Consider the following 25,237-nt stretch of genomic DNA (forward strand, 5'->3'; position numbering starts at 1 on the left):
GTCGAGATAGTCTGAGTGATGTGTCGGCGACAACTGCATTGCTAACCGACCACTACGAGCTGACGATGCTCCAGGCCGCGTTGGCCAGGGGGACCGGGCGACGACGCGCGGTCTTCGAGGTGTTCGCCCGGAGCCTGCCACACGGTCGCCGGTATGGCGTCGTCGCCGGCACCGGCAGGTTGTTGGACGCGCTGGAGGCGTTCTCCTTCGACGACGCCACCTTGGAGCACCTGGACAGCAGCGGTGTCGTGGACCGTCCGACCATCGAGTGGCTGGCCGGCTACCGCTTCTCCGGCGACATCTGGGGGTACGGCGAAGGGGAACCGTACTTCCCGCACTCTCCGCTGTTGATCGTGGAGGCACCGTTCGCAGAGGCGGTGCTCCTGGAGACTCTGACGCTTTCCATCCTCAACGCCGACTCCGCCGTAGCGGCGGCCGCGTCCCGGATGACGGCGGCGGCACGTGGACGGCCGTGCATCGAGATGGGTTCGCGCCGCACACACGAGCAGGCCGCTGTCACCGCGGCGAGGGCCGCGTACATCGGCGGGTTCTCCTCGACGAGCAACCTGCAGGCCGGCCGGAGTTACGGCATCCCGACCCGCGGGACCAGCGCGCACGCGTTCACGCTGCTGCACGACACCGAGCGGGACGCCTTCACCGCCCAGGTCCAGAGCCTCGGCAAGGGCACCACGCTGCTCGTCGACACCTACGACGTCGCCGAGGCGGTCGCGCTCGCCGTCGACGTCGCCGGACCCGACCTGGGCGCCGTCCGGCTGGACTCCGGGGATCTGCTGGCGCAGGCCCACGAGGTCCGCGCGCAACTGGACGAGCTGGGCGCCACCAGTACCAAGATCGTCGTCACCAGCGACCTCGATGAACATGCCATCGCCGCGCTCGCCGCGGCACCGGTCGACGCCTACGGGGTCGGCACATCCCTGGTCACCGGTTCCGGTTCGCCCACGGCCGGCCTGGTGTACAAGCTCGTCGCTCGCGAGGGTCCGGACGGCGAGCTGACGCCGGTCGAGAAGAAGAGCGAGGACAAGCCAGGGGTCGGGGGCCGCAAGTTTCCGGTACGGCGACGCGACCGGAACGGCTTCGCCGAGGCGGAGGTGATCGCGATCGATCACCGGCCGGAGTCGGACGCCGACGACCGGGACCTGCTGCTGCCGCTGGTCCGCTCGGGTGAGGTGGTCGGACGCGAGCCGCTCGACGCCGCCCAGGAGCGCCACCGGCAAGGTCTGGCCGAACTGCCCCGGGTGGCCCTGCAGATGTCTCGTGGCGAACCCGCCATCCCCACGCTCTACGAGGAGCCATGATGAAGCGCGCACTGATCGTCGTCGACGTGCAGAACGACTTCTGCGAGGGCGGAACGCTCGGCGTGAACGGAGGAGCCGAGACGGCGTACAGCATCGCGGAAGTGTTACGTCAGTGGTACGACGAGGAGCCCGAGAACCGGCCATACGACCACGTCGTCGCGACCCGCGACCACCACATCGATCCCGGCGAGCACTTCTCGGACACCCCCGACTACGTGACGAGCTGGCCCCGGCACTGCGTCGCGGACACCGACGGGGCAGCCTTCCATCCCAATCTGGACCCGCAGCCGTTCGATGCCATCTTCAACAAAGGCGAGTACTCGCACGGCTACTCCGGCTTCGACGGCAGCTGCCAGGACGGCAGCGGACTGGCGGCGTGGCTACGTGAACGCGAGGTCACCGCGGTGGACATCGTCGGCATCGCCACCGACCACTGTGTCCGCGCCACCGCCCTCGACGCCGTCCGAACCGGGTTGGCTACCCGGGTGCTGCTCGATCTGACGGCGGGGGTGTCCCCGGCCACCACCGAGCGCGCGCTCGCCGAGATGCGCGACGCCGGAGTCGACCTGGTCGGCACGCCCATCGTACGCGCCGCCTGATCACGCTCCACACGCCTGATCACCTTCCAGGCGCCTGATCACCTTCCAGGCGCCTGATCATCTTCCAGGCGCCTGGTCACCTTCCAGAGTCGCCGGGAAGGGCGTCTGGAGACCCAAGGCGGAGCTCAGGCGAACAGCTTCTCCAGCACCTCGGCGACGCCGTCCTCGTCGTTGCTCGCGCACCGGGCGTCCGCGGCCGCCACCACATCCGGGTGCGCATTGGCCATGGCATAGGACGTGCCGGCCCACTCGAGCATCAACACATCGTTCGGCATGTCGCCGAACGCGACGACCTCGTCCGCGCCGACGCCGCGCTCAGCGCAGAGCGCGGCCAGCGTGGACGCCTTGGAGATCCCGGGAGCGCTGATCTCCAGCAGTGCCTGGCCGTCCGAGTAGGTCGCGGTGGCCAGTTCACCGATCACGTCGGTGCCGAGCTTGATGAACTCGGCGGGTGCCATCTCGTCGTGCCGCGCCAGCAGCTTCGCCACGGGCTCGGCCAGCAGCACCTCCAGCTCGCATTCCAGCGCTCCCTGCGGGAGCACCCATCGATGCCGGAAGGCGGGCTCCTTGCCGTACACAAGCTCGCGTTCCATCGCGAAGGTCACCCCGGGGACCGCAGCACGCAGGGCATGCGCCACCTCCATCGCCGCATCGGCGGCCAGCGGATACTGCTCCACGATCCGCCGCCCGGCGACGTCGTACACCAGGGCACCGTTGGCACAGACCGCCAGCCCGTGGCTGCCGACCGCGCCGGCCAGGATGTCCAGCCACCGTGGCGGTCGGCCGGAGACGAAGATCACCGTCGCGCCGGCATCCTCCGCTTGGCGGATCGCGGACAGGGTGCGCGGCGAGATCGACCCGTCGCTGCGAAGCAGGGTTCCGTCCAGGTCAGTAGCGACGATGCGGGGCGGTTGTTCAGACAGCTGCACCCTACGAGTCTGCCAGGTGCCGACCGAAGATGCTCAGCCGAACAGGCGTTCATGGACCTCGGCGCCCCGTGCACGTGGCCAAGCTCACCCGGTCGCGCGAACGCGCCCCCGACGGCGGTACAGCACCACGCCGGCGCCGATCAGTCCGACGAAGGCGAAGCCACCCGCCGCGACCATGACGACGCCCCGTTCGAGTCCCGCGTCCCCGCCAGGCCGCACCACCACCCGCACCCGGTCGCTGGACGACTCGGTGAAGTACAGGTTTCCGTGCACATCGAGAGCGAGAGCACTCGGAACGCCCGCATCATCGGACGGCTCGACCACGGTCTGGGCCGAGCCGTCCGGGCCCACGCTCTGTATGCCCTCGGATGTGGCGACGTAGGCCGTGCCGTCGTCGTCGACCGCGATGTCGCTCGGCGAGTTCACGGGAGCCGCCTGCAGCGGGTGGCAGTAGTCGAGGACGTCCAGAGACGACAACGGCGTCCTGAACTCTACGAGGGGCTCGACATTGCCGTCCGGGTCGAGCACCAACGCATGCTCGTGCTTCAGCTCCTCGAGATTCACCGAACGGTTCACGCATCCCGATACATAGATGTGACCGTCCGGGCCGGCCGCCAAGCCTCCGGTCTGTGCCCCGACCGGGCCGTCGGACACGATCCGCAGGATTCCGTCTCGTTCGAGCTCATACACCCGGCGGGAGAGAAAGTCACCCACGTACAAAGTTCCGTCCCGGGCCGAGGCCAGCCGCACGCCCTGGCGCATCATCGCGGTGAAGGCCAGCTGGCCGTCCGCCGGATCCCCTACCCTGCCGCCACCCGCGACGACGGCAGTGGACCCGTCGGGATAGATCCGCACGACGGCACGGTCCACCGCCACGTACACGCTTCCGTCGGCGCCCCGCTCGACGTCCGTCGTCACGCGTTCGAACGGATATGTCCCGCCCACACCGGTGGGGATGCGCTCCGTGTCTCCTTCCGCGCTGATTGCCAGGACGGAGTCGTCTCGCGACCCGACAACGTGAATCGTGCCATCGACGCCGACGGTGATTCCACGCGGTTGCCCGATCAGCTCGTCGGGGGCGAGGTCGGCGACGGTCAGGACCGTTCCCTGCTCCTCGTCGGCCCACGGATCGGCTGCCGCCTCCGCCTCCTCGGCGTCGTCCATCCCCGGGTCGACGGCGAGACCGTTCAGTGCCATCATCACGACCCGGCCCTGGCCGGCCAGGTAGAGGCTGCCGTCCGCGCCGACGGCGATATCGGTCACGGCGTCCCAGACGGGTGCGACCGTGGAAATGACGCCCCGGCCATCGATTCGGCGAATCACGCCATTCTGACTGTCGACGAGTAGGAGCCGGTCCTCGGCGTCGACGGCCAGCGCCGGGCCTGCGCGGCCTATCCGCGCCGCCCTCGCGGGGCCGCCATCGCCGGTGTAGCCCGGCTCCGTGCCACCCAGCACAGTACTGATAGATCCGTCCGCGCCGATCTTGCGGATGTACGGCCGGGCCTCCGAATGCAGATCGTCGTACCGGTCTTCCGTGACATACACGTTGCCCTGTGAGTCCACGGCGATGCTGCTCACTCTCGTCAAGTGCGCCTCGGTCGCCGCTCCTCCCTCGCTCGCCTGGACCCCGAGGTCCCCGCCGCCGGCCAGCGTCGTGATGCTGCCGTCGCCGTCGACGGTGTGAATCCGCCATTGCTCCTTGCCGAGGCGGTCGGCGACGTAGAGGACGCCGTCGCGCACGGCCAGATCGGTGATCCGCAGTGTCGCGTCCACGGCGCGGCCGTTGACGCGCCCGTCGTCCATCCTCGCATCACCGCCGCCGGCGACAGTGACGGCTTCGCCGCCGTCTGAGTCCATGCGGCGAACGACCGAACCGTTGGAGACGTAGATCGTGCCGTCGTCGTCGATCGACACCTGTGGCGTGACGGAGCGATCATGCTCCATCTCCGCCGACGTGCGAGCGCCGGCCATCGTCGCGATCACGCCCTCGGTATCCACGACCCGGAGGCTCTCGTTCCACCCGTCCGAGATGTACAGCGTCCCGTCCGGCGCCACTTCGATTCTCAGCTCGCGACCCAGCGGCGCGTCGGCCGCGGCACCACCGTCGCCGGAATCGCCGCCATCACGCAGGTAATCTTCAGGCTCCCCGATCCCTGCGATGGTCACTGCCTGCCCGGGTTCCATGTCCGCCACGTCGATCACGGCGTCCGGCTCCGTGTCCGCACGTGCCACGGCCGGGGCGTCGGCCAGCATTAACGCCGCGACGAGAATGGCGGCGGCGCGCGGTGTCGGAAAGCTGCGCGTGTGCCGTCGTGACCGACGTACCTGCCTGTCCGCCCCGCTCATTCCCGCGGTGCGATCTCGGTGGTGATGCTCATCGTCATCTCCTGTGTGTGTTCGGTGCCGTCCTGTTCGAGCTTCATCTCCATCTCCGTCGTGACGTTGCTCGAACCGGAGACCGCCAACGGGAAACTCAGGTTGCCCCGATGATTCCCAGTGCCGCTGGCTTCGAACTCGGCCAGTTCCGCCGTCACGCCGCCCTCGTCGAGCGTGCCCGGAAGAGCCTGCTGGGACACCTCCACGTCGAGTTCGTACGCATCCCCGTCGAACTCGACCAGGTGATACGTGGCGGTGTTGCAGAGGGTGAGACCGCTCGTCTCGACCGAGCTGACCATGTCCCACTCGGCACCGGCACCCACCGGCTCGGTCGGGAAGGGCACCGTCATGTCGGCCAGCATCTGTTCGAACTGTCCGACCGCCTCGCTCATCACGGGGTCCAAGCCGTCCGCGTCGACCTCGCCGTCGATGAACGCGCCGTTGCGCGTGGTGGTCAGCGTCCCGGACATACCGACCATGGGTTCGAACAGCCCTGCCGTCGCGGCGTCGTCGCCGGCATCGACCCGGTCGTAGACGAACGACATTCTGATCTCGTCGTCCGTGACCTCGTCAACCGTCGTCTCCATGCCGATGGTCATGACGGGCACCGAGCCCGAGGGCATGCTGTCACCGTCGACGCGGACCTCGCTGCTCATCTCCATCTGCATGTCCAGGGCCACCGTGTCGCCCGCGGTAGGTGACATCTCCATGACATCGCGTGGTTCACTCCCCGCGTCGGTGACCGTGACCTGGGGTGGGCCGTCGCAATCCTCCGGGCTGATCGTCGCGGAATCGTCGTCGCCGCAGGCGGCGAGGGTGAGCAGGGCAGCGGTCAGCGTAGCGGTGCCGACTATTGTGCGCATCGGAGTTCCTTAGTCGTTGATTGCAGGGAGTTCGGGTTGAGCACACGCGCACCATGGCGCGGGGCGTAGACAGGATCGCAGCCGCCGCTTGCGCCTCACTTGCGCCTCGCTTGCGCTCACCCGAACCGGCCGGAAACAGTACGACGCGACATGTGGCCCGCCGCTGCCCGGCAGGCGTAGCCGACGACGCCGGGTGTACGTCGATCTGCGTACGTCAGATGACGCATCTGATCGGACGCGCGGCAACGGTCGATGCGCGACGGTGGGTGGCATGACGAACACCATCGTGACCACCGATCGGCTGACCAAGCGCTACGGCGAGCATGCGGCCGCCGACGAGGTCAGCCTCACCGTTCACGCCGGCGAGGTGTACGGCTTCCTCGGGCCGAACGGCGCCGGCAAGACCACGATGCTCCGCATGCTGCTCGGGCTGCTCCGGCCCACCAGCGGCAGTGCCACCATCCTGGGACACGCGCCCGGCCATCCGGCGGCCGTCGCCGGCATCGGCGCCTTGATCGAAGGGCCGGGCTTCTACCCCTACCTGTCCGGACGCGACAACCTCCGGGTCCTCACCCGCTACCAGGGGATCGACGATGGGTCGGCCGACGACGCTCTGCGGCGGGTCGAGCTGAGCTCCCGCGGAGGCGACCCGTTCCGCACCTATTCGCTGGGCATGAAGCAGCGGTTGGGTGTGGCGTCGGCGCTGCTCGGCGATCCGGAGCTGCTCATTCTGGACGAACCGACCAACGGCCTCGACCCGGCCGGCATGGCGGAGATGCGCCGGCTCATCGTCGACCTCGCCGAAGGCGGGCAGACGGTGATCCTGTCCAGTCACATACTCAGCGAGGTCCAGGAGATCTGCGACCGGGTCGGCGTCATCTCGAACGGACGACTGCTGGCCGAGAGCACCGTCTCGGAGCTACGGGGCGGCAGCACGCTGCGCGTCCGCGCGGAACCCGTGGATACCGCGCTGGCCGTCGCCATGGGTATCGCGGGCGACGATGCGGTGCGGGTGGTCGACGACGGACTGGACATCGATGTCGACGTGTCCGCTGCCCCACGGATCGCACGGGAGCTGGTCGAGGCCGACGTCGCCATCCATGAGATCCGGCCGACCGAACGGTCACTCGAGGACGTGTTCTTCGAGATGACGTCGGACCGCACGGACACCGAGCCGAGCACCGACCACGCCGAGGAGGGCGACCGATGAGCACCACCACGAACGCCGCACGCACGGCGAGCCGGGCGCAGACCCGGGCGGGCGAGTCGCGTACGACCGCAGCCCGCGGACCACGACACCCGCTGGCCGCCAGCACCCGCGCCGAACTCCTGCGGGTGCGCGCATGGCCGGCCTTCTGGGTGATGCTCGGTGTCTGGATGCTGCTGAACTTCACCTTCGCCTACCTGTTCAACTACCTCGCCTACGCCACCGAGTCAGAGAATTTCGCCACCGAGGGCATGCCCCGGCAGCAGCTCCTGGACGACCTGATGCCCGCGGCGGTGCCGCAGATCCTGACCAGCGGCATGCCCATGTTCGGCGGTGCGATCATGCTGATCCTGGGTGCCTTGGTCACCGGCAGCGGCTACGGCTGGGGCACGTGGAAGACGGTGGCGATGCAGGGACCGGGACGTCTTGCCGCGTTCGGCGGAACGCTGGTGACGCTGGCGGTGACGGTGATCGCCACCGTGCTGGCCACACTCGCGCTGGACCTCGGAGTCGCCGCATTGATCGGCGTCATCGAGGCGGACAGCATCCCGTGGCCGGCTGCGGCGGAGACGGTCCGATCCGTCGGCGGCGGCTTGCTGATCTTCGGCATGTGGACCGCGGCCGGTGCGTTGATCGGTGTCCTCACCCGGAGCCCGGCATTGGCCGTGGGCCTCGGTCTGGTGTGGTCCCTGGTGGTGGAGAACCTGCTGCGCGGCGTCGCCGAACTGCTCGCCGGCATCGGCTACGTGACCGACGTGCTGCCCGGGACCGCCGCGGGTTCCGTCGCCGGTGCACTCGGCGCGGACGCGAGCAGCGGAGGAGCGCCGGGCGTGCTGGAGGTCTTGGATGGCGGGCCTGCGGCCGCGGTGACCGGCGCCTACCTGGTGGTCTTCGCCGTTCTCGCCGCGGTCGTGCATCGGCGGCGGGACCTCGTGTGAGGACCCGTGGCCGCCCGTTCACCTGTTCGCCGGAATTCGGCTAAGGTCTAGACCTTTACAGGACCCTCGTCTCGCGGCACGCTCGTGATGATCACCGACGTGAGGAGATCCGCATGACGCCCTCCGTGTCCGCATTCCGTCGCACCCCCAACCTCGCATCCATCCTGATCGCCGGCGCGGCCATCCTGACCGCCGCGCTTGCCCTACTGACCGTGCCGGCGCAGGAGGCGCATGCCAACCCAGATCCTTCGGATATCCGCCTGCTGCGCTCCGAGACCGACCCGGCCCTGCTCGAAGGACTCCGCTCCGAGCTCGGCACCGTCACGGTCTCGACGGTCCTCGACTCCGCCAACCGCACCGGCCGGTCCTGCTCGCCATCCGTCCGCCACCGCACCGCGTCGTTCTGCTGGAACTCCGGTGACACGTCCGTCGCGTACTGGATGCCCCAAGGGGTCACCACCACCGGCGACGCCAACGCGTCCGGCGAATACGAAGGCCGGGAAGCGCTGCTCAGCTCCTGGTATGACAAGGACAGCGGGCGCAACATGGGCGTCCGGATCAGCTTCGTCGACATGAGCAACCGCACGACACCCGAGTATCGGCACGTGCTGCTCGTCCAGCCCCGCTGGGACGGCGGCCAGCCCTCGTTCGGCCCGGTCAACGCACACGCCGGCGGGATCGTCTGGTACGGCGACAAGCTCTACGTCGCCAATACGTACAACGGCCTGCGCGTGTTCGACATGGACGATCTGATGCGTGTCTCCACCGGAGACAACACCAAGATCGGCCGCCAGCCCGATGGCAGCTACTACGCCCACAACTACCTCTACGTGTTGCCGCAGGAGGCGCATTACCAGCCGAGCACCACCGGCGGCGAAGGCCGGTTCCGTTACTCGCAGATCGCACTCGACCGCACCACCAGCCCAGACTCGATCCTGGTCAGCGAGTACGGCAACCCCGGTACGGACGCCCGGATGGCGCGGTACAACCTCGACCAAGGCGACTACGGCATCGCCGAGGACTCCGACGGTTACGCCCGCGCGGACTGGGCCTACACGGTGGGCATCCGGAGCGTCCAGGGCGCCGTGTCGGTCAACGGTAAGTTCCACATCCATCGCAGCAACGGCTCCTCCACCCGTGGCGACGTCTTCATCTGGCGGCCCGGGAGCTTCGCCACCCAGTACACGGGCGCGGTACCGATCGGACCGGAGGACGTCTCGTACTGGCCTGGACGGGACGAGATCTGGTCGCAGACCGAATACCCCGGGATGCGCTACGTCTACGCAAGCCGCGAATCCTCCTGGTAGGAGCAGCCGCGCGGCGCAACCACGCGTGTAGCGCGGCACCGCGTGTGTGTAGTAGCGGTGAAGCGACGTCCGCCATAGTGGGCCACCGATCGGTCGACGCCCACCCGGCTGAGAGAGGCCTGCGATCGCTGCGCAGGCCTCTCGCCTCGCCCGGCATATGTCAGGATGACACGCGACACCACGGGGTCAGCACGCAAATGAATCGCACGACGACGATCACATCCACCATCACCGCTGCCGCTCTCACACTGCTGCTGTCCGCGTGCGGCTCCGACGAAGGTGCCAACCCGTTCGCCGGCGTCGGCAACGACACCGGCGGCGACGGATCACAGACGGACAATCAGGGACAGCCCGCCGGCGACTACTGCGACGCGGTCGTACAGCTCGTCGACACCGCGGAGGACAAGGTATCCGGAGCGTACGCTTCCGGCTCGTCGCACGCAGAGGTGACGCGCGAGATAGCGGACGCGTTCCGTGAGATCGCCGCCGGCGCACCGGACGCCGGCATCGCAGACGATTGGAGCACCGCGGCTGACGCGTGGGATGCCCTTGCCGACCTTCCCGCACCCGACGATGATCCCTCCGGTGAACAACGAGAGCAGCTCTACCAGGACTGGGACTTCGACGCCATCCGGGAGCGACTCGACGCGCGCATGGCGGAGTGCGGCGTCGACCTCACCGAGGCCGGCGGCGGATCGCAGGCCGCCGACGGAGGCGGGCAGCACGACCAGGACGCCGAGCAAGAGTCTGAGGCTGTGGCGTCGGCCGAATATTGCAGCCGCGTGGAGCCCTTCGCCGACGACCTGTTCGCAGCCTCCACGTTCAGCGACTACGAGCGGGGATCGGCTGTCGAAGGCCAGCTCGAGGAGATCGCCGCTCTCGCACCGAGCCAGGCGGTGGCGGACGACTGGAGCACGTACGCCATGGCCGTCGGGCTGTTATCACTCGAGGACATGAGCGACCCCACGGTTCTCAGCCAGGCGCTCTACGAGTTGTCCACCTCTAACCCAAGCATGTTCGGCGACCTGCCCAATATCACCATGCGCCTCGGCTCGCATCTGAGGACCGTCTGCCAGGATGGCTGATCGCAGACCGAATCAACGAGAACCACAGCAGCGAGTGTGCCTGATCAATGGTCACGCAAGGGCCCGCATCTGGTCGGCTTCCGGGGAGCCGAAGGCGGTGAACATCTGCCGCGCCAGCTGGAGGTGCGCACACGCATCGCGCTCGTGGCCGGCCGTGCGCTGCGCCTCGCCTAGGACGCGCAGCGCACGGGCCTGCCCGAGGTGGTACTCGGTCGACCGGTGCACGGCCAATGCCCGCTCCGCGTGCCGGATCGCTTGGTCCAGGCGGTTCCCGGCCAGCTCGATTCGGGCCAGTAGCGCCAGCGTGTTGCCTTCCTTCACCTTGCCGCACGCCTGGGCGAGTTGATGTGCGCGGCGCGCGTACCTCTCGGCTTCCACCAGGTCACCGACGCGCATCTCGTACTCGGCGAGCCCCAGCAAGGCGTCCGTTTCCGGCTCGCGCTCCCCGACCCGCTCGGCGATGGCGAGCGCCTCGGTGAACTCGCCACGAGCAGCCTCCAGTTCCCGCAAGCCGAGGTACGCCATGCCGAGGGTCACGCGCGCCTGGGCGCGGTGCCTGGGCTGGCCGAGTCCTTCCGCGCACTCCTTCGCCGCATGTGCTTGGCATCGTGCCTCCGCCAGCCTGCCGAGATCACGCAGCAGGTCCGCACGGACCTCGAGTGCGTGGAACAGGGTGACGTGGTCACCCAGCTCCGTCGAGAGCAGCTCGGCCTGCTCGAGCACGGCGAAGCTCTGTTCCGTCTCACCCAGGATGATCTTGGTCAGCTCGCAGTTGACCAGGGCGTTCACCGACGAGGTTCCCCAGGCGTCGCCGCGCAGCTCCACGGCCTGCTGGAACATCTCGGCACCGCGCCGGAGCTGGCCGCGCATGCATGCCAAGCGCGCGAGATTGTTGACCGTGGTCGCCTGCGTGGCCCGGCTGGCGCCGCTTTCCCGCTTGATCGCCAACGCCCGGGTGAGGCAGTCGTCGGCCGCATCCAGGTCCCCGAGGTTCTGCAGGTACACCCCCAGGTTGTTCAAGCAGTAACCGAGCAGTATCGGGTCGCTGTTCTGCTCCGCCTGGCGTGCCGCGTCGGTGAGGGTGTCCACGGCCTGCCGGGTGTCCAGCCGGGCGAGAACCGTCGCCAGCTGGGCGGTCGCGTGGGCCAACGCGTGCCGATCATCCGTCTCCCGGGCCGCGCGAACCGCCGAACGGATCATCGCGATCGAGTCGGTGATGTACCCGCTGTCCGCCACGGCGACGCAGTGCCCGAGCGCCAGATGCCACGTCCAGTGTTGTGGCCCCGAAGACGCGGCACGCGCGATGGCGGCCGCGATGTTGCGGTGTTCCGCCTGCGACCACGACGCCGCTTCGAACGCGTCGCGAAGCACGATCTCGGGCAGGCCGTCCGGGATCGCCGGCGCGTCCAGCTTCGGGCTCTCCGGGCGAAATCGGCGGCTCGCCGCTTCCTTGCCCTGGTAGTACCAGGCCATCAGCCGGTCGATCGCGGCCGATCGGGTCTCGACGGACTCTTCCGCCTCGGCACAGTGTGCGGCGAAATCCCGGAGCAGATCATGGAAGCGATACCGGCCGACGGCGTGTTCCTCCACCAGATGGGCGGTCTCCAGCCGGCGCAGGTGCCCGCGAACGGCCTGCGGAGATTCCCCGCTCAACGCCGACGCCGCGTCGGGGGTGAAGTCGGGACCGGGGACCAGGCCCAGCAGCCGGAACAGCCGCCGCGGGCCGTCCGGGAGTCGCTGATATGACAGGTCGAACGCGGCCGCCACCGCGGACTGGTCGTCGTCCTGGATCTCCAGTGTGGTCAGCGGGGCGGCGCGCAACTCTGCCACGTATCCGGCCACCGTCCGCCGCGGCTGGTCGGCCAGTTGTGCGGCGGCGATACGGAGCGCCAACGGCAGACCGGCACAGGCGTCGATCAACGCCCGGGCCTGTTCCGGCTCCGCCGCGATACGCTCCTCCCCCAACAGGCTGACCAGCAACTCGTAGGCTTCGTCATCGGGAAGCGTCCGCAACCGCAGTGGATGTGCGCCTTCCTTGGCCACCAGCCCGAGCAATCGGTCCCGGCTGGTCACTAGGGCAAGGCAGCCCGGTGAGGCCGGCAGCAGCGGTCGCACCTGCTGAGCCGACGCGGCGTTGTCCAGCAGCACCAGGACCTTCCGCTCCGCCAGCAGCGAGCGATACTCAGCCGAGGCCGGGGACAGCTGAGTCGGAATGCTGCCCGGATCGGCACCCAGACCGCGCAGCAGGTGGGTGAGCGCTTCGATCGGCTCCAGGGCTGGAGCCGTAGCATGCCCGCGCAGGTCGATGTAGAGCTGCCCGTCGGGATAACGGTCGGCGACGGCGTGTGCGTACCGGAGCGCGACGGTCGTCTTCCCGACGCCGGCGGTACCGGTGGCCACCAGCACCGCCGCACCGTCATCCGCGCACGCACGCTCGATCTCGGCCAACTCGGTCGCACGGCCGATGAACACCCCGGACCCAGGCGGCAGCTGCCGCGGGCGGGACGGACGGTCGTCACCGGCGTCGTCCGGCGAGCCCGCACCCACACTCGGATCCGGCGACTCCGCCTGGATCCGCTCGTACAGTTCGCGCAGCTCGGCACCCGGCTCCGTGCGCAGGCTCTCCGCGAGACGCCGACGCAGCTGCCGGTAGGTCGTCAACGCACGCGCTGGTCGGCCGCTGTGCCACAACGCCCGCATCAGCTGAAACGCGAACCGCTCGCGCAGCGGATACTCCGCGACCCGCTCGGTCAGCTCCGGCACGATCTCGCGGAACGCACCCTTCTCCAGCTCCGTCTCGTACAACTCCTCGTAGGCGGCGAGCCGCGCCTCCGTCAGACGCGCGGACTCAGGACCCACAACCTCGACCTGGTCCACGTCCGCGTACGGCTCGCCGCGCCACTGCGCCAGCCCTTCGCGATACAGCCGTACCGCGTCGTCGAGCCGCCCGGCGGCAGCCGCCTCCCGGGCCGCGGCGTGCCGTTCGGCGAAGACGCCGGCGTCCAGCTCCCCTGCCGCCACCTGCAGCAGGTAACCGCCGGACTCACCCCGCAACCGATCCGGTGCGTCCAACACGCGACGTAACCGATGGATGTGCATCTGCAGGCTCTTGTCGGAACGGCTCGGCCAGCCGGACGGATCCTCGCCCCACAACACCTCGCCCAGAGCATCGGCACTGACCACACGGTTCGCCCGGGCCAACAACACCGACAGCAACCGCCGCCGCTGCTCCGATACCGGCACAGCGCCGTCGTCCCGGACTATCCGGACCGTCCCGAGCACCTCGAACCGCACGCCGACCCCTTTGTTCATTCGACGACGACGCCACAGCCGCCGCCATGCACATCCTGCCAGCAGAGATCGCCCAGTGATCGGTCAGTGACCACTCCGTGATATGCGTCGAGAACGTCACGTCACCTGCCGCGGCGAGAATCCGCATCTGGTCTCCGCTGCCGAGATATACGGCAGCTCACCCGCCCCCGGGTTCACGTTCCGCTGCCGCGCCGGTCCCGCCGGCGCGGCGGAACTCGGCGACCATCCTCCGCGCCCGCTCGACATGTTCGTCTGCGATCGCCGTGTCGCCGGTCTTCCGCAACGCCTCGCCGAGCGCATCCAGCGCCCGGGCTTCGGCCAGGTACTGGCCACACGCCTGATGGATCGCCAGCGCCTCCTTGGCACGATTGACGGCGTCCTCCTCCCGTCCGGCCGCAAGGTCGATCTGGGAGAGGACCACCAGTGCCGCGGCCTCCCGGGCGCGGAGCCCGCCACGGGCGAGCACATAGGCCTCGCGGGCAGCCGACTCGGCAGACGACGTGGCACCGAGCCGCAATTCGGCCCGCGCGGCACCGAGCAGGGCGCCGATGTGCGGCTGGTGCTCGCCGGTGGTGCGCGCGATGGCAACGGCTTGCTCGAACTGCTCGAAGGCGTGCCTCGGCCGGTTCGCCTGAAGCAGCGCCCGGCCCAGGGCGATCCGGGTCAGCGCCCGATAGCGCGCATCGCCGGCTTCGTCCGCTCGTGCCACCGCAACACGGGCTTGACCCAATGCCTCCTCGATCCGCCCGATATCGGTCAACACGTTGACCCGCAGGGTCTTCGCCGACAACTCGGTGCGTGCACCACCGAACGCGACGGCGTGGCGTTCAGCGCGATCGAGGACGGCGAACGTATCGCGGAGATCGCCCAGTTCGGCCCGGACCTCGGCCAGATTGACGGCGGCCCGTGCAGCCAAGCTGTCCGACTCGTTACCGATGAGCTCGATGACCTCCTCGTACATCGCGGCGGCCCGAGCGAACTGGCCGCGCAGTTCAGCCAGATATGCGAGGTTGTGCAACGTCGACTCGACCCACTTTCCGTCCTCCGCCCGCTTGACGGCGAGTGCCCGGGTCAGGTGCGTGTCCGCGGCCTCCAGATTGCCGAGATCCTGATGCACCAGACCGAGATTGTTCAGGCTGATGCCGAGCAGAACCTGGTCGCCGGCGTTCTCGGCGTGCGTGACCGCGTCGGCGTACACCTCCGCGGCCCGGCGGATGTCGACGTAGTGCAGTGCAGAGCCCAGTCCGGTGAGTGAGCCCGCCAGCGCCTGCGAGTCTCCCGCGGCTCTCGCCGCGTCGGCGCCCTTGCGAAAGACGGCGATGGCACCGGCGGTGTAGCCGAGGCTCGACATGACCGTGCCGTGGGCCAGCGCGAGATCCCACGCCCAGTGCAGCGGCAGCTGATCTCCGGCCGCGGCGACTGCCGCGGCGATGTTGTCGTGCTCGCCCTTCGACCAGCTGATCGCGTCCGCCTTGTCCTTGATCGCCGGCGGCGGAACGCCTTCCGGGATGTCCTGCAGTGTCTGCATCGGACGTAACGGTCGCAGAGTCGAACTGGCGGCCTCCTTGCTCAGGTAGTACCAGGTCATGAGACGCTTCAGCGCAAGCGCGCGGGTCTCAGGCGACTCCTCCGCCTGTCCTCGGGCCTGCGCGTACTCGCGGAGCAGGTCATGGAACCGGTACCGATCCGGTTGATGTTCGTCCACGAGATGTGCCGCCGCGAGCCGACGCAGGCACCTGGACGCAGCCGCCGGTTCCATCGCGCTCAGCGCAGCAACGGCGGCAACCGAGAAATCCGGACCGGGCACCGACCCGAGGAGCCGGAACATACGGCGGGCGTCATCATCGAGCCGCTGGTACGACAGGTCGAACGCGGTCGCGACGGCAGCCTGCTCGTCACCGGTGATCTCCATCTGCGCCAGCGGACTCTTCCGCAGGTCGGACACGTACTCGGCGAGCGATCGGTGTCGCTGATCAGCGAGCTGAGCCGCCACGATCCGTACCGCCAGCGGCAGGCCGGCGCACGCCTCGACCAGATCCGTGATCCGCTCCGGCTCCGCGACCGCGCGATCCGTGCCGAGCAGCCGAACCAGTAACTCGCGCGCCTCCTCCTGCGGGAGTAGATCGACGTTGAGCCGGAACGCACCCTCCCGGGCGACGAGTCCCAGCATCCGGTCACGGCTGGTCACCAGCGCCACGCACCCCGGTGACGCCGGCAACAACGGGCGCACCTGACCGGCCGACTCCGCATTGTCCAGCAACACCAACACCTTGCGGTCGGCCAGCAACGACCGGTATGCCGCCGTCGCCGCCTCCGCGTCCACCGGAATGCGACGGGGATCCGCGCCCAGCCCCAGCAGCAGCTGGGAAAGCGCGTCGATCGGCGCCAGCGCCGGCGACGGTGCGTGCCCGCGCAGATCGACGTAGAGCTGCCCGTCCGGGTACCGGTCTACCGCGGAGCGGGCGTACTGAACAGCCAGGCTGGTCTTGCCCACCCCGGCCGGCCCGGAGGCCACGATGACGGAAGCACCGTCGGCTTGCACGCGTTCCAACTCGGCGAGCTCCGCCCGGCGCCCGACGAACACCGCGGTCACCGGCGGAAGTTGCCTCGGTGGAGGTTCGGTGCGGGCGGGCGCCGAACCTTGCTCCGCAGGGCTGTCCGCGTCGGCGGGGCGTTCCGCCGCCACCGGTGCTTCTGCCCGGATCTCTTCATACAGCCGACGGATCTCGGTGCCGGGCTCGAGGTCGAGCTTCTCCGCCAGCCGGCGGCGGAGCTGCCGGTATGTCGTCAACGCCCGGGCGTGCCGGCCGGCACGGTGCAGCGCCCGCATCAGTTGCCCGGCGAACCGTTCCCGCAGCGGGTATTCGGCCACCCGTTCGGTCAGCTCGGGCACGATCTCCCGATGTGCGCCGCGCGCAAGCTCCGCGTCGTACAGCTCCTCATATGCAGCCAGCCTGGCCTCGGTGAGGCGCACCGCCTCCGCCCCGATCCGGTCCACATCGTCGACGTCGGCGTACGGCTCACCACGCCACAGCTCCAACGCGCCCCGGAACTCGCGGACCGCGTCGTCCAGGCGCCCCGCCGCCATCGCCTCGCGGGCCTCGCCGTGTTGTTCGCTGAAGAGCTCGGCATCCAGCTCGCCGGGCCCGATCCGGAGCAGATAGCCTCCCGGTTGCGCGGTCAAGCGTTCCGTATCGTCCAATGCCTTGCGGAGCCGGTGAATGTGCATCTGCAGGCTCTTGTGCGGCCGCCCGGGCAGGTCAGCGTCCCAGAGCGCCTCCGCCAGCGTGGCCACACTCACGGCACGATTCGCACGGGCCAGCAGCACCGCGAGCAGTCTGCGGCGTTGGTCCGACACCGGAACGGGGGCGCCGTCCCGGATGAGCCGGACCGGCCCCAGCACCTCGAACTGCACACCGTCCCCTTGTCCCGGTCACCCGTCTTCGCCGGCCGCCGTCCCTCTCCGTCGTATCGCCGCCGCCATCCTGCCAGCCTTGGCCAGTACGACCGTCGTGCCCATCCGCACGGTCACAACCAACCAGTGACCGATCAGTGACCACGACGTGATGTCCTGTCAAGGTTGCCACGAACTTCGCAGGCGGTGAAGCCCGCGTCGCCAGGTACGTACACAAGGGGGGTGCATGATGAGGTTCGGCGTGCTGGGGCCGCTCACTGTCCACGACGACGACGGGCGTCCCATCTCTCCCACATCTTCCAAGCAGCGCGCATTGCTGGCCATACTGCTCTGCCGGAGAAACACCCGGGTGTCGACCGATGGCCTGTTGGAGATGCTGTGGGACGCCGAGCCGCCGTCGTCGGCCCGGACGAACCTGCAGAGTTACGTCCACCGGCTGCGGCGCCGCCTGGGCGAGGGCCGCATCGCCCACCAGATGGCGGGCTACGAGCTCACGGTCAAGCCGGATGAGTCCGACGACGATGAGCTGGAACAGCTCGCGGACCACGGCCGTCAGGCGCTGGAGGCGCATGACCCGGAGAGCGCGTCCCGGCTGTTCCGGCGGGCATTGAACCTATGGCGGGGCAATACCGCCTACGCCGACGTCGACCATTCGAGCGTGATCCATGCCGAAGCACTGCGACTGGGCGAACTCCGCCACGTGATCATCGAGCTCAAGATCGACGCCGACCTCGATCTCGGTCGGCACGACGCCTTGATCCCGGAGCTCACGACGCTCGTCGAGACCTATCCGCTACGCCAGCGGCATTACGGCCAGCTGATGCTGGCGCTGCACCGGGTGGGGCGGACCGCGGACGCGCTCGGCGTCTACCAGCGCGCCCGGACGGCGATGATCGACGAACTCGGCATCGAGCCGAACGGACAGCTACGTGAACTCGAGCGCGCGATCCTCAACGGTGATCCGATGCTGGCTGCGGCACGTGCCCCGGTCGGGTCCGACCGCCGGGCCGTCCCGGCCCAGTCGCGTGCGCCGGCAACCACGCTCGGCGCCGGCCCCGCCACCGCCGGAAGCGCAGGTCCGGCGGGCAACGATGCGCCGCATGTCCGGTCCCGGCGCGAGCTCGGCCGCAACGAAGTCGGCATGGTCCTGGCACGCTTCCTCCGCTCACTCGGAGTGGACGAGCGCAAGGTTCCCGCCGACGTCGCCGCGCTGGCCGACCTCTTCGCCTCGGTGGTTCCGGGTCGCTCGGTACGCGTCCTGCTCGATGAGCCGCACGGCGCACGCCGGGCCCCGCTGCGGCCGGACGCCGAGAACACCGCCCCCAGGCCACGGCGACGTCGATCGGAGAACGCCCGGTGACGATACGGCCGGCCCCGACCTGGTCCTGCCGGCGGTGTAGCGCGGGTATAGCGGGATCAGTCATATTCTCTGCCGTTCATCCGGGCAGCAGCCACCAGCTCGATCCCCGGAAGGACGCACGGCGAACATCTGCAGGAGACGGCAACAGTGAGACCAGCTCACCACCCACCGCGCGTGGCCGGGTTACTATGCTCCGCGGCGAACACCCCGGATGCGGAGCGGCCGGAAGCCGGCAGCTCGTCGGCGGCTTGTGGACGACTCCACGGCGGTCGACGAGGGTGAGCCCCATACCGCCGACGGGGCGCGGAAGGAGATCGGTGGCGACAACGGTGGCGATGGAGGCACCGGCGTCGGCATCGATCATGGCGATGACACGGGGGAGGACCTGCCGGACACCGGTACGTCGAGCATCCGCATCCGCCATCGCCGATCGAGGTGACGCTGAGCGCGTCCGGCCTGGGATCACCGCATGAGCGTGATCATTCATCCGGATGGCCAGCGTATGCACCACCAGTAATCAAGGCGCCGACACAGGGGCCGGGTAGATCGGCCGGTCTCGGCCGTACACCCGTATCACGTGGCGCCACCATTTCGATTCATATCTGGAGTAGAACGAACATGAAGTCCACCACGTCCAACATCGCTGCTCGCACGGCCGGACGACGCCTCCGCGGCGTCGCCGGTGCGCTCGTCGGCGTCACCCTGCTGTTCACCGCGGCCGCATGTGACTCCGACGACGAGGGCGACGACACGACGGCGTCGGAGTCGGAGAACGAGGAGTCGACCGACACCGACGCCACCGACAACGACTCGGCCGACACCGACTCCACGGATGAGGAGTCGAGCGACACCGAGCAGGACTCTGGCGAGAGCACGGATGCCGGCGACTATTGCGGTACGGTCCAGGAGTTCGGCACCGATGTGCTGAATGACTCCACCGCGATGACCGATCCGGAGGCCGCGAGCGGCCTTGTCGACGCCTACCGCCAGATCGCCGATGCGGCGCCGAGCGACATCGCGGCCGACTGGTCCGCCATGGCGGACGCCCTGGAGACGATCTCCGACATCGACATGTCGGATCCGGACGCCGCCGCGGAGCTCGAGGGGCTCGACGACATGATGGGGGCCGCACAGCGGATCAGCGACCACATCATGAGCGAGTGCATGTAAGTTCCCGCCCAGGATGCGGCTGACCTGGGCGCATCCGATCACCACGTCGCCTCGGAACGTCCACCGAGGCGCGTTGGCCCGGAGCTCCGGCCTCCAGGGGGAGCCGGAGCTCCGATCCCGCCCCGGGGCACCGGCGATGCCCACCTCATCGACGGCGCCCCGGGGCCTTGCCGTTCTCGGATAACGTCGGCTCCATGACGGAGGCGAAACGGAGCCGGCTGGAGACACCCGACGGCGCGATGTTCGACGGCTACACGCTTCCCTATGGCGTGTTCTCGACCGCACGCGAGGAACCGCGCGTGGGCGCAGCCGTCGGCGACTATGTGATCGACCTGGCGCCGCTGGCGGCCGTCGAAGGGCTCGACGGCGGCCACGTGTTCGACCGGCCGTCCCTGAACCCGTTCATGAGCCTGGGCCGGCCGGCGTGGCAGGCGGTGCGCGACTGGCTGCTGGAGCTGGTCACCGCGGGGTCACCGAGTGAGCTGCTGGAACCGCACTTGGTCCCCTTGTCCGACGTCGAGCTGCACATGCCGTTCGAGGTCGCCGACTACGTCGACTTCTACTCGAGCCGGTCGCACGCGGAGAACGTCGGCAAGATCTTCCGGCCCGACTCGCCGTCGCTGCCGGCCGCGTGGCGACACCTGCCGATCGGATACCACGGGCGATCGGCGACGGTCGTGCCGTCCGGCTCGGAGATCGTCCGCCCGTCCGGCCTGCGCCGCAGCGGTGACGGCGTCGTGTTCGGGCCGTCGAACCGGCTGGACATCGAGGCCGAGGTGGGGTTCGTCGTCGGGACGCCGTCCGAGCGCGGACACCCGGTGCCGGTAGACGACTTCACCGAACACGTCTTCGGCGTCGTGCTGGTCAACGACTGGTCCGCCCGCGATCTGCAGGCGTTCGAATACGTACCGCTGGGACCGTTCCTGGGCAAGTCCTTCGCCACCTCGATCTCGCCGTGGGTCGTGCCCCTGGCGGCGCTGGAACATGCCCGGATCGAACCGCCCGTCCGCGATCCGGAGCCCGCTGCGTATCTGGCCGAGGCCGAGCCATGGGGGTTGGACATCCGTCTCGAGGTCGAGTGGAACGGCACGGTGGTGTCCCAGCCACCGTTCGCGGAGATGTACTGGACACCCGCGCAGCAGCTCGCGCATCTCACCGTCAACGGAGCCGCCGTACGTACCGGCGAGCTGTATGCGTCCGGAACGGTCAGTGGACCGGAGAAGGACGAACGAGGGTCGTTTCTCGAGCTGTCGTGGAACGGCAGCGAGCCGGTGGTTCTCGACAACGGTTCCCGGCGCAGCTTCCTGGAGGACGGCGATACGGTCATCATCCGCGCCACCGCCCCCGGACCCGGCGGAACCCGTCTGAAGCTGGGCGAGGTCAGCGGCAGCGTCCGCCCCGCCGGCGATTCCGGCCGCTGAGCGATCTCAGTCGTGCTGAACGTACTCGTGGTCCAGGTGCCCGCGCGGCTCGATCTGGAACGTGCTGTGCTCGATGTCGAAATGGCCGGCCAGGCAACCGTGCAATCCGTCCAGGATCGACTCGGTGCCGCATTCGGCCTGGCTCATCTCGTCCACCACCACATGTGCCGAGAGAACCGGGACGCCACTGGTGATGGTCCACGCGTGCAGGTCGTGAACGTCGACGATGCCGGGAACGTCCATCATGTGCCTGCGGACCTCGTCCAGATCCACGCCCTTGGGGGTCGCCTCCAGCAGGACATGCACCACGTCCCGCAGTAACATCCACGCGCGCGGCAGGATCATCAACCCGATCAGGATGGACGCCACGGCATCGGCACGGACGTCACCGCCTGCCATGATCACGATCGCCGCACCCACCACGGCGACCGAACCAAGCAGGTCGCCCAGCACCTCGAGATAGGCACCGCGCACGTTCAGGCTCTGCTCCTTCCCGCGTCGCAGGATAAGCAGTGAGACCCCGTTGCCGGCCAGACCGATGAGAGCGGCGACGAGCATGACGTCGCTCTCGACGGCTCCCGGGTCGGTCAGGCGGCGCACCCCTCCGATCAGCACCAGGATCGCGGCCACCCCGACCACGACGGCGTTCGTCATCGCAGCGAGAATCTCGGCCCGCTGCAGGCCGAACGTCCGTCGCGCGCTCGGAGGACGGGCCGCGATCAACGTGGCCAGTAGCGCCAGGGCGACCCCGGTGCCGTCGGTGAAGCTGTGCGCCGCGTCTGCCAACAGCGCCATCGAGCCGGACAACCACGCGCCGATCACCTGCGCGAGCGTGATTCCGGCGACGATGCCGAGGACCGCCATCATCCGTCGACGGTGCGCGTAGGCGGCCGTTCCGGTCGTGTCGCCGTGGCCGTGTCCGTGCCCGAAGCCCATCAGTGCCTCCGCGGACGCGCCTGGGTTCCGGCGTGGCCGGAGGCGTGCAGGCACCCACGGACCGCGGCACCACAGGCCTCCGCGGACTCCGGTCGATGGTGTTCAGGACAGAGCGTGACGGCCGAGCCGCCGGCATCCAGCACATTCTCGGCAGCGGCGAGCATGCGCCACAGCTCCGGTCGGGCGAGTGCGTAGTAGGTCGACCGGCCGTGTGGATGCGCGTCGATCAGGCCGGCCGAGCGCAGGCATGCCAGGTGCCCGGACACGGTCGACTGGGCCAGTCCAAGATCACGAGTGAGGTCGACGACGCGTCGCTCACCGTCACCCAGCAGTCGGATGATGGCCAGCCGGGCCGGATCGGCCAGGCTGTGGAAGAGCATGACGGCCGCCTGATCCGTCTCACGGCTCGCGACGCCGCCGACAACGGTTGGATTCATCGGCATATACCGATGATAGCGCATCTGGCCAATGTATGCTTGGCGGTCGTTTACGCTCGCCCCGTGCCCCACGTGAAGATCACGGGTGAGCGCGAGATCGGTGTCCGCCCGAGTGTCGTCTGGGATCGACTCGCCACCATCCTGTCCGCACAGGGCAGTTCACTACGCCCGGGCGGCGTCTTCGCACTCAAGAACCCGGCGACCGAGGTCCACGGCGGCAATCCGGATCGACTCCGCCTGGTTTCCGTTCAGAGACACCGGCAGCTGGTCCTCGAGACCACAGGCGCGGCCAACGCGGGGTGGCGGGCCCACATCGACCTGGCCTCATCCGCACGAGGAACGCTCGTCCGGCTTCGGGCTGAACTCCGTCTGCCGGGCGGTCTACTGCTGACAGCGGCGCGGTGGATCTTCCGGCGACGCTACCGGCGAATCTGCGCCGATGCGGCAGCGTACGTCCTGTCCGAGATCGAGCTGCTGGCGACCGACGGTCACGCGCCGAAGCCGCGCAATCCGCTCCGCCATCTGCCGTTCGCCGGCGATAGGTTCGAGGCCCACAACGACGAAGCGGAGAGCCGGCCGCTGCTTCTTCACCTGTACGAGTCAGCGAAGGCTACCGAGGACTAACGTCACAGATTGCCGCGGCGAGCCTGCTCCCGTTCGATCGACTCAAACAAGGCCTTGAAGTTGCCCTTACCGAAGCCCAGCGAACCGTGCCGCTCGATCAACTCGAAGAAGACCGTCGGCCGGTCACCGATCGGCTTGGTGAAGATCTGCAACAGGTAACCGTCCTCATCGCGATCGACCAGCACCCCCCGCTTCTTCAGCTCCTCGACCGGAACCCGCACCTCGCCGATCCGGGCACGCAGTTCCGGGTCGTCGTAGTAGGCATCCGGCGTATCCAGGAAGTCGACGCCCTCGTCCCGCATGGCGTCAACGGTGCGGAGGATGTCGTTGGTGGCCAGCGCGATGTGCTGACAGCCCGGTGAGCCGTAGAACTCCAGATACTCGTCGATCTGGGACCGCTTCTTGCCTGCGGCAGGCTCGTTGAGCGGGAACTTCACGCGGTGGTTGCCGTTCGCCACCACCTTGGACATCAGCGCGGAGTAGTCGGTGGCGATGTCGTCGCCGACGAACTCCGCCATGTTCGCGAAACCCATCACCTTGCGATACCAGTCGACCCAGTAATCCATCCGGCCGAGCTCGACGTTGCCGACACAGTGATCGACCGCCTGGAACAGCCGCTTCGGCGCACCGTCCCGCTTGACGTAGGTGGAGCGGCGCGGGACGTAACCGGGAAGGTACGGTCCGTCGTACCGGGAGCGATCCACCAACGTGTGCCTGGTCTCTCCGTAGGTGGCGATCGCCGCGAGCCGCACCGTGCCATGGTCGTCCGAGACGTCGTGCGGTTCAGTGAGCACCGTGGCGCCCTGGTTCCGGGCGTGTGCGATGCAGGCGTCGACGTCGGGCACCTCCAGGGCAAGATCCACGACGCCGTCGCCGTGCGCCCGGTGGTGGTCGAGCAACGGGCTGTCCGGAGCCACGCCGCCGTTCACAACGAACCGTGCCGAGCCGCTGCGCAACACGTACGACTTGTGGTCGCGGTTGCCCGTCTCCGGACCCGCGTATGCGACGAGCTCCATGCCGAGCGCCGACTGGTAGAAGTGCGCTGCCTGGGTGGCGTTGCCGACGACGAACACCACGGCATCCATCGCCGTCACCGGGAAGGGGTCCTTGCTCTCGTCGTACTCGACAAGTCCGACAAGCCGCTTGAGCTCATCGAGTTCCAGATCCGCCGCGCGCTCCTCCGGGGTGAGCAGACGCGGCGAGTCGGTGGCGCTCATGGTGACCTCCAGCGTGGTGTGAGTCAGGTTGCGTGACCAGCGCAGCCGGTATGACACGGACTGTGCCGTGCGCCACATGCACTATGCAACCATCACCGCAACCAGTTGGCATAGTGCACATCTTGAGCAGACAATAGCGCTCTTCTATATACAATATGATCACTATCAAGAGGGCTTAGCGCCGATGGCCGCAAGGTCCCAGCCGACCGTCGCGCGCTGCGCAAGCGGAGAATGAGGTGTGGTCGAGGAGATGGTCGACGCGCTGGATACCCGGATCATCGAACTGTTCACTCATGAGCCCCGGATCGGCGTACTCGAAGCCTCACGCCGGCTCGGCGTTGCGCGGGCGACCGTACAGTCTCGCCTGGACAAGATGGTCTCGACGGGCGTGATCAGCTCATTCGCGCCGACGGTCGATCCACACGCGCTCGGTTACCGGGTGACGGCCTTCGCCTCACTCGACATCCGGCAGGGGGCGCGACAGTCCGTCGCCGCGCACCTCGAACGGATCCCCGAGGTCCTCGAGGTGCACACCATCACCGGCCAAGGCGACCTGCTCTGCCGGATCGTCGCCCGGGACAACGACGACCTGCAGCGCGTCATCGACGAGCTGGTGGGCGACGCCGACATCGTGCGTACCTCCACCCTGATCGCGCTCTCGACCGTCGTGGGGCCACGCGTCCTACCTCTGCTGCACCGCGCCGAGACGGGGAGTTGACCAGCTG

At 68.7% G+C, this 25,237-nt stretch carries 20 protein-coding genes; 12 read left to right on the top strand and 8 right to left on the bottom strand.

Annotated features, from left to right (window positions below; all coding sequences use genetic code 11):
- The first annotated feature begins 65 nt into the window (after window positions 1-65).
- Both G1H10_RS15600 and G1H10_RS15605 read left to right on the top strand, forming a co-directional pair.
- Complete coding sequence (locus tag G1H10_RS15600; RefSeq protein WP_246219578.1) at window positions 66-1,316, top strand: nicotinate phosphoribosyltransferase; 1,251 nt, start codon at window positions 66-68, stop codon at window positions 1,314-1,316.
- On the top strand, window positions 1,316-1,915 hold the full coding sequence (locus tag G1H10_RS15605) for a nicotinamidase (RefSeq protein WP_163739561.1): 600 nt from the start codon (window positions 1,316-1,318) through the stop codon (window positions 1,913-1,915). Before G1H10_RS15600 ends, G1H10_RS15605 begins: the two co-directional genes overlap by 1 nt.
- A gap of 125 nt (window positions 1,916-2,040) precedes the next feature.
- Here the strand turns inward: G1H10_RS15605 and G1H10_RS15610 are convergent, their stop codons facing one another.
- The 3 genes from G1H10_RS15610 to G1H10_RS15620 form a co-directional block, all read right to left on the bottom strand.
- The gene (locus G1H10_RS15610) at window positions 2,041-2,844 is read right to left on the bottom strand and encodes a Cof-type HAD-IIB family hydrolase (protein ID WP_163739394.1); all 804 of its coding nucleotides are present in this window, start codon (window positions 2,842-2,844) and stop codon (window positions 2,041-2,043) included.
- A gap of 84 nt (window positions 2,845-2,928) precedes the next feature.
- On the bottom strand, window positions 2,929-5,190 hold the full coding sequence (locus G1H10_RS15615) for an NHL domain-containing protein (protein WP_163739396.1): 2,262 nt from the start codon (window positions 5,188-5,190) through the stop codon (window positions 2,929-2,931).
- Entirely contained in the window at window positions 5,187-6,083 is an 897-nt protein-coding gene (locus G1H10_RS15620) for a hypothetical protein (RefSeq protein ID WP_163739398.1), read from the bottom strand. The genes G1H10_RS15615 and G1H10_RS15620 overlap by 4 nt, the downstream gene beginning before the upstream one ends.
- Window positions 6,084-6,354: 271 nt before the next feature.
- Between G1H10_RS15620 and G1H10_RS15625 the strand changes: the two genes are divergently transcribed.
- The 4 genes from G1H10_RS15625 (at window position 6,355) to G1H10_RS15640 (ending at window position 10,620) form a co-directional block, all read left to right on the top strand.
- Window positions 6,355-7,293, top strand: a complete 939-nt coding sequence (locus tag G1H10_RS15625) for an ATP-binding cassette domain-containing protein (RefSeq protein ID WP_163739400.1) — start codon at window positions 6,355-6,357, stop codon at window positions 7,291-7,293.
- Window positions 7,290-8,228, top strand: coding sequence for a hypothetical protein (locus tag G1H10_RS15630; protein ID WP_216853305.1), 939 nt, complete (start codon window positions 7,290-7,292; stop codon window positions 8,226-8,228). Before G1H10_RS15625 ends, G1H10_RS15630 begins: the two co-directional genes overlap by 4 nt.
- Window positions 8,229-8,341: 113 nt before the next feature.
- The gene (locus tag G1H10_RS15635) at window positions 8,342-9,535 is read left to right on the top strand and encodes a hypothetical protein (RefSeq protein ID WP_163739402.1); all 1,194 of its coding nucleotides are present in this window, start codon (window positions 8,342-8,344) and stop codon (window positions 9,533-9,535) included.
- Window positions 9,536-9,732: 197 nt separating this feature from the next.
- A complete protein-coding gene (locus G1H10_RS15640) occupies window positions 9,733-10,620 on the top strand; it encodes a hypothetical protein (protein WP_163739404.1) in 888 nt (295 codons plus the stop codon).
- Window positions 10,621-10,671: 51 nt separating this feature from the next.
- Here the strand turns inward: G1H10_RS15640 and G1H10_RS15645 are convergent, their stop codons facing one another.
- Complete coding sequence (locus G1H10_RS15645) at window positions 10,672-13,932, bottom strand: AfsR/SARP family transcriptional regulator (RefSeq protein ID WP_174264385.1); 3,261 nt, start codon at window positions 13,930-13,932, stop codon at window positions 10,672-10,674.
- A 157-nt stretch (window positions 13,933-14,089) separates the two neighbouring features.
- On the bottom strand, window positions 14,090-17,347 hold the full coding sequence (locus tag G1H10_RS15650; RefSeq protein ID WP_163739405.1) for an AfsR/SARP family transcriptional regulator: 3,258 nt from the start codon (window positions 17,345-17,347) through the stop codon (window positions 14,090-14,092).
- A gap of 226 nt (window positions 17,348-17,573) precedes the next feature.
- Here G1H10_RS15650 and G1H10_RS15655 point away from each other — a divergent pair, with 226 nt between their 5' ends.
- The 4 genes from G1H10_RS15655 to fahA all read left to right on the top strand — a co-directional run bounded on the left by G1H10_RS15655 (window position 17,574) and on the right by fahA (window position 21,298).
- Window positions 17,574-18,707, top strand: a complete 1,134-nt coding sequence (locus G1H10_RS15655; protein ID WP_163739407.1) for an AfsR/SARP family transcriptional regulator — start codon at window positions 17,574-17,576, stop codon at window positions 18,705-18,707.
- A gap of 250 nt (window positions 18,708-18,957) precedes the next feature.
- A complete protein-coding gene (locus G1H10_RS15660; protein ID WP_163739409.1) occupies window positions 18,958-19,146 on the top strand; it encodes a hypothetical protein in 189 nt (62 codons plus the stop codon).
- A gap of 179 nt (window positions 19,147-19,325) precedes the next feature.
- A complete protein-coding gene (locus G1H10_RS15665; RefSeq protein WP_163739411.1) occupies window positions 19,326-19,877 on the top strand; it encodes a hypothetical protein in 552 nt (183 codons plus the stop codon).
- 194 nt (window positions 19,878-20,071) lie between these two features.
- Window positions 20,072-21,298: a fumarylacetoacetase gene (fahA, locus tag G1H10_RS15670; RefSeq protein ID WP_163739412.1), complete on the top strand. Its 1,227-nt coding sequence runs from the start codon at window positions 20,072-20,074 to the stop codon at window positions 21,296-21,298.
- A 6-nt stretch (window positions 21,299-21,304) separates the two neighbouring features.
- Here the strand turns inward: fahA and G1H10_RS15675 are convergent, their stop codons facing one another.
- Both G1H10_RS15675 and G1H10_RS15680 read right to left on the bottom strand, forming a co-directional pair.
- Window positions 21,305-22,234, bottom strand: a complete 930-nt coding sequence (locus G1H10_RS15675; protein ID WP_163739414.1) for a cation diffusion facilitator family transporter — start codon at window positions 22,232-22,234, stop codon at window positions 21,305-21,307.
- Window positions 22,234-22,677, bottom strand: a complete 444-nt coding sequence (locus G1H10_RS15680; protein WP_163739416.1) for an ArsR/SmtB family transcription factor — start codon at window positions 22,675-22,677, stop codon at window positions 22,234-22,236. The genes G1H10_RS15675 and G1H10_RS15680 overlap by 1 nt, the downstream gene beginning before the upstream one ends.
- A 57-nt stretch (window positions 22,678-22,734) precedes the next feature.
- Here G1H10_RS15680 and G1H10_RS15685 point away from each other — a divergent pair, with 57 nt between their 5' ends.
- Window positions 22,735-23,295 (top strand): hypothetical protein, encoded by a 561-nt coding sequence (locus G1H10_RS15685; RefSeq protein ID WP_163739418.1) that lies wholly within the window; start codon window positions 22,735-22,737, stop codon window positions 23,293-23,295.
- 2 nt (window positions 23,296-23,297) lie between these two features.
- Here G1H10_RS15685 and hppD read toward each other — a convergent pair whose 3' ends face one another.
- Window positions 23,298-24,512 (bottom strand): 4-hydroxyphenylpyruvate dioxygenase, encoded by a 1,215-nt coding sequence (gene hppD, locus G1H10_RS15690; protein WP_163739420.1) that lies wholly within the window; start codon window positions 24,510-24,512, stop codon window positions 23,298-23,300.
- Between the two features lie 250 nt (window positions 24,513-24,762).
- Between hppD and G1H10_RS15695 the strand changes: the two genes are divergently transcribed.
- A complete protein-coding gene (locus tag G1H10_RS15695) occupies window positions 24,763-25,230 on the top strand; it encodes an Lrp/AsnC family transcriptional regulator (RefSeq protein ID WP_163739567.1) in 468 nt (155 codons plus the stop codon).
- Window positions 25,231-25,237 lie beyond the last annotated feature (7 nt).

The sequence above is a fragment of the Phytoactinopolyspora halotolerans genome (genome assembly GCF_010550675.1).
Classification (GTDB): domain Bacteria; phylum Actinomycetota; class Actinomycetes; order Jiangellales; family Jiangellaceae; genus Phytoactinopolyspora; species Phytoactinopolyspora halotolerans.

Excerpts from the sequence above, each read along its gene's own strand:
- G1H10_RS15605 (WP_163739561.1), top strand. The coding sequence starts at position 1,316 with ATGAAGCGCGCACTGATCGTCGTCGACGTGCAGAACGACTTCTGCGAG.
- G1H10_RS15615 (WP_163739396.1), bottom strand. The coding sequence starts at position 5,190 with ATGAGCGGGGCGGACAGGCAGGTACGTCGGTCACGACGGCACACGCGC.
- G1H10_RS15655 (WP_163739407.1), top strand. The coding sequence starts at position 17,574 with ATGATGAGGTTCGGCGTGCTGGGGCCGCTCACTGTCCACGACGACGAC.
- G1H10_RS15680 (WP_163739416.1), bottom strand. The coding sequence starts at position 22,677 with ATGCCGATGAATCCAACCGTTGTCGGCGGCGTCGCGAGCCGTGAGACG.
- G1H10_RS15640 (WP_163739404.1), top strand. The coding sequence starts at position 9,733 with ATGAATCGCACGACGACGATCACATCCACCATCACCGCTGCCGCTCTC.
- G1H10_RS15635 (WP_163739402.1), top strand. The coding sequence starts at position 8,342 with ATGACGCCCTCCGTGTCCGCATTCCGTCGCACCCCCAACCTCGCATCC.
- G1H10_RS15620 (WP_163739398.1), bottom strand. The coding sequence starts at position 6,083 with ATGCGCACAATAGTCGGCACCGCTACGCTGACCGCTGCCCTGCTCACC.
- G1H10_RS15625 (WP_163739400.1), top strand. The coding sequence starts at position 6,355 with ATGACGAACACCATCGTGACCACCGATCGGCTGACCAAGCGCTACGGC.
- G1H10_RS15695 (WP_163739567.1), top strand. The coding sequence starts at position 24,763 with ATGGTCGACGCGCTGGATACCCGGATCATCGAACTGTTCACTCATGAG.
- fahA (WP_163739412.1), top strand. The coding sequence starts at position 20,072 with ATGACGGAGGCGAAACGGAGCCGGCTGGAGACACCCGACGGCGCGATG.
- G1H10_RS15675 (WP_163739414.1), bottom strand. The coding sequence starts at position 22,234 with ATGGGCTTCGGGCACGGACACGGCCACGGCGACACGACCGGAACGGCC.
- hppD (WP_163739420.1), bottom strand. The coding sequence starts at position 24,512 with ATGAGCGCCACCGACTCGCCGCGTCTGCTCACCCCGGAGGAGCGCGCG.
- G1H10_RS15645 (WP_174264385.1), bottom strand. The coding sequence starts at position 13,932 with ATGAACAAAGGGGTCGGCGTGCGGTTCGAGGTGCTCGGGACGGTCCGG.
- G1H10_RS15665 (WP_163739411.1), top strand. The coding sequence starts at position 19,326 with ATGAAGTCCACCACGTCCAACATCGCTGCTCGCACGGCCGGACGACGC.
- G1H10_RS15630 (WP_216853305.1), top strand. The coding sequence starts at position 7,290 with ATGAGCACCACCACGAACGCCGCACGCACGGCGAGCCGGGCGCAGACC.
- G1H10_RS15600 (WP_246219578.1), top strand. The coding sequence starts at position 66 with ATGCTCCAGGCCGCGTTGGCCAGGGGGACCGGGCGACGACGCGCGGTC.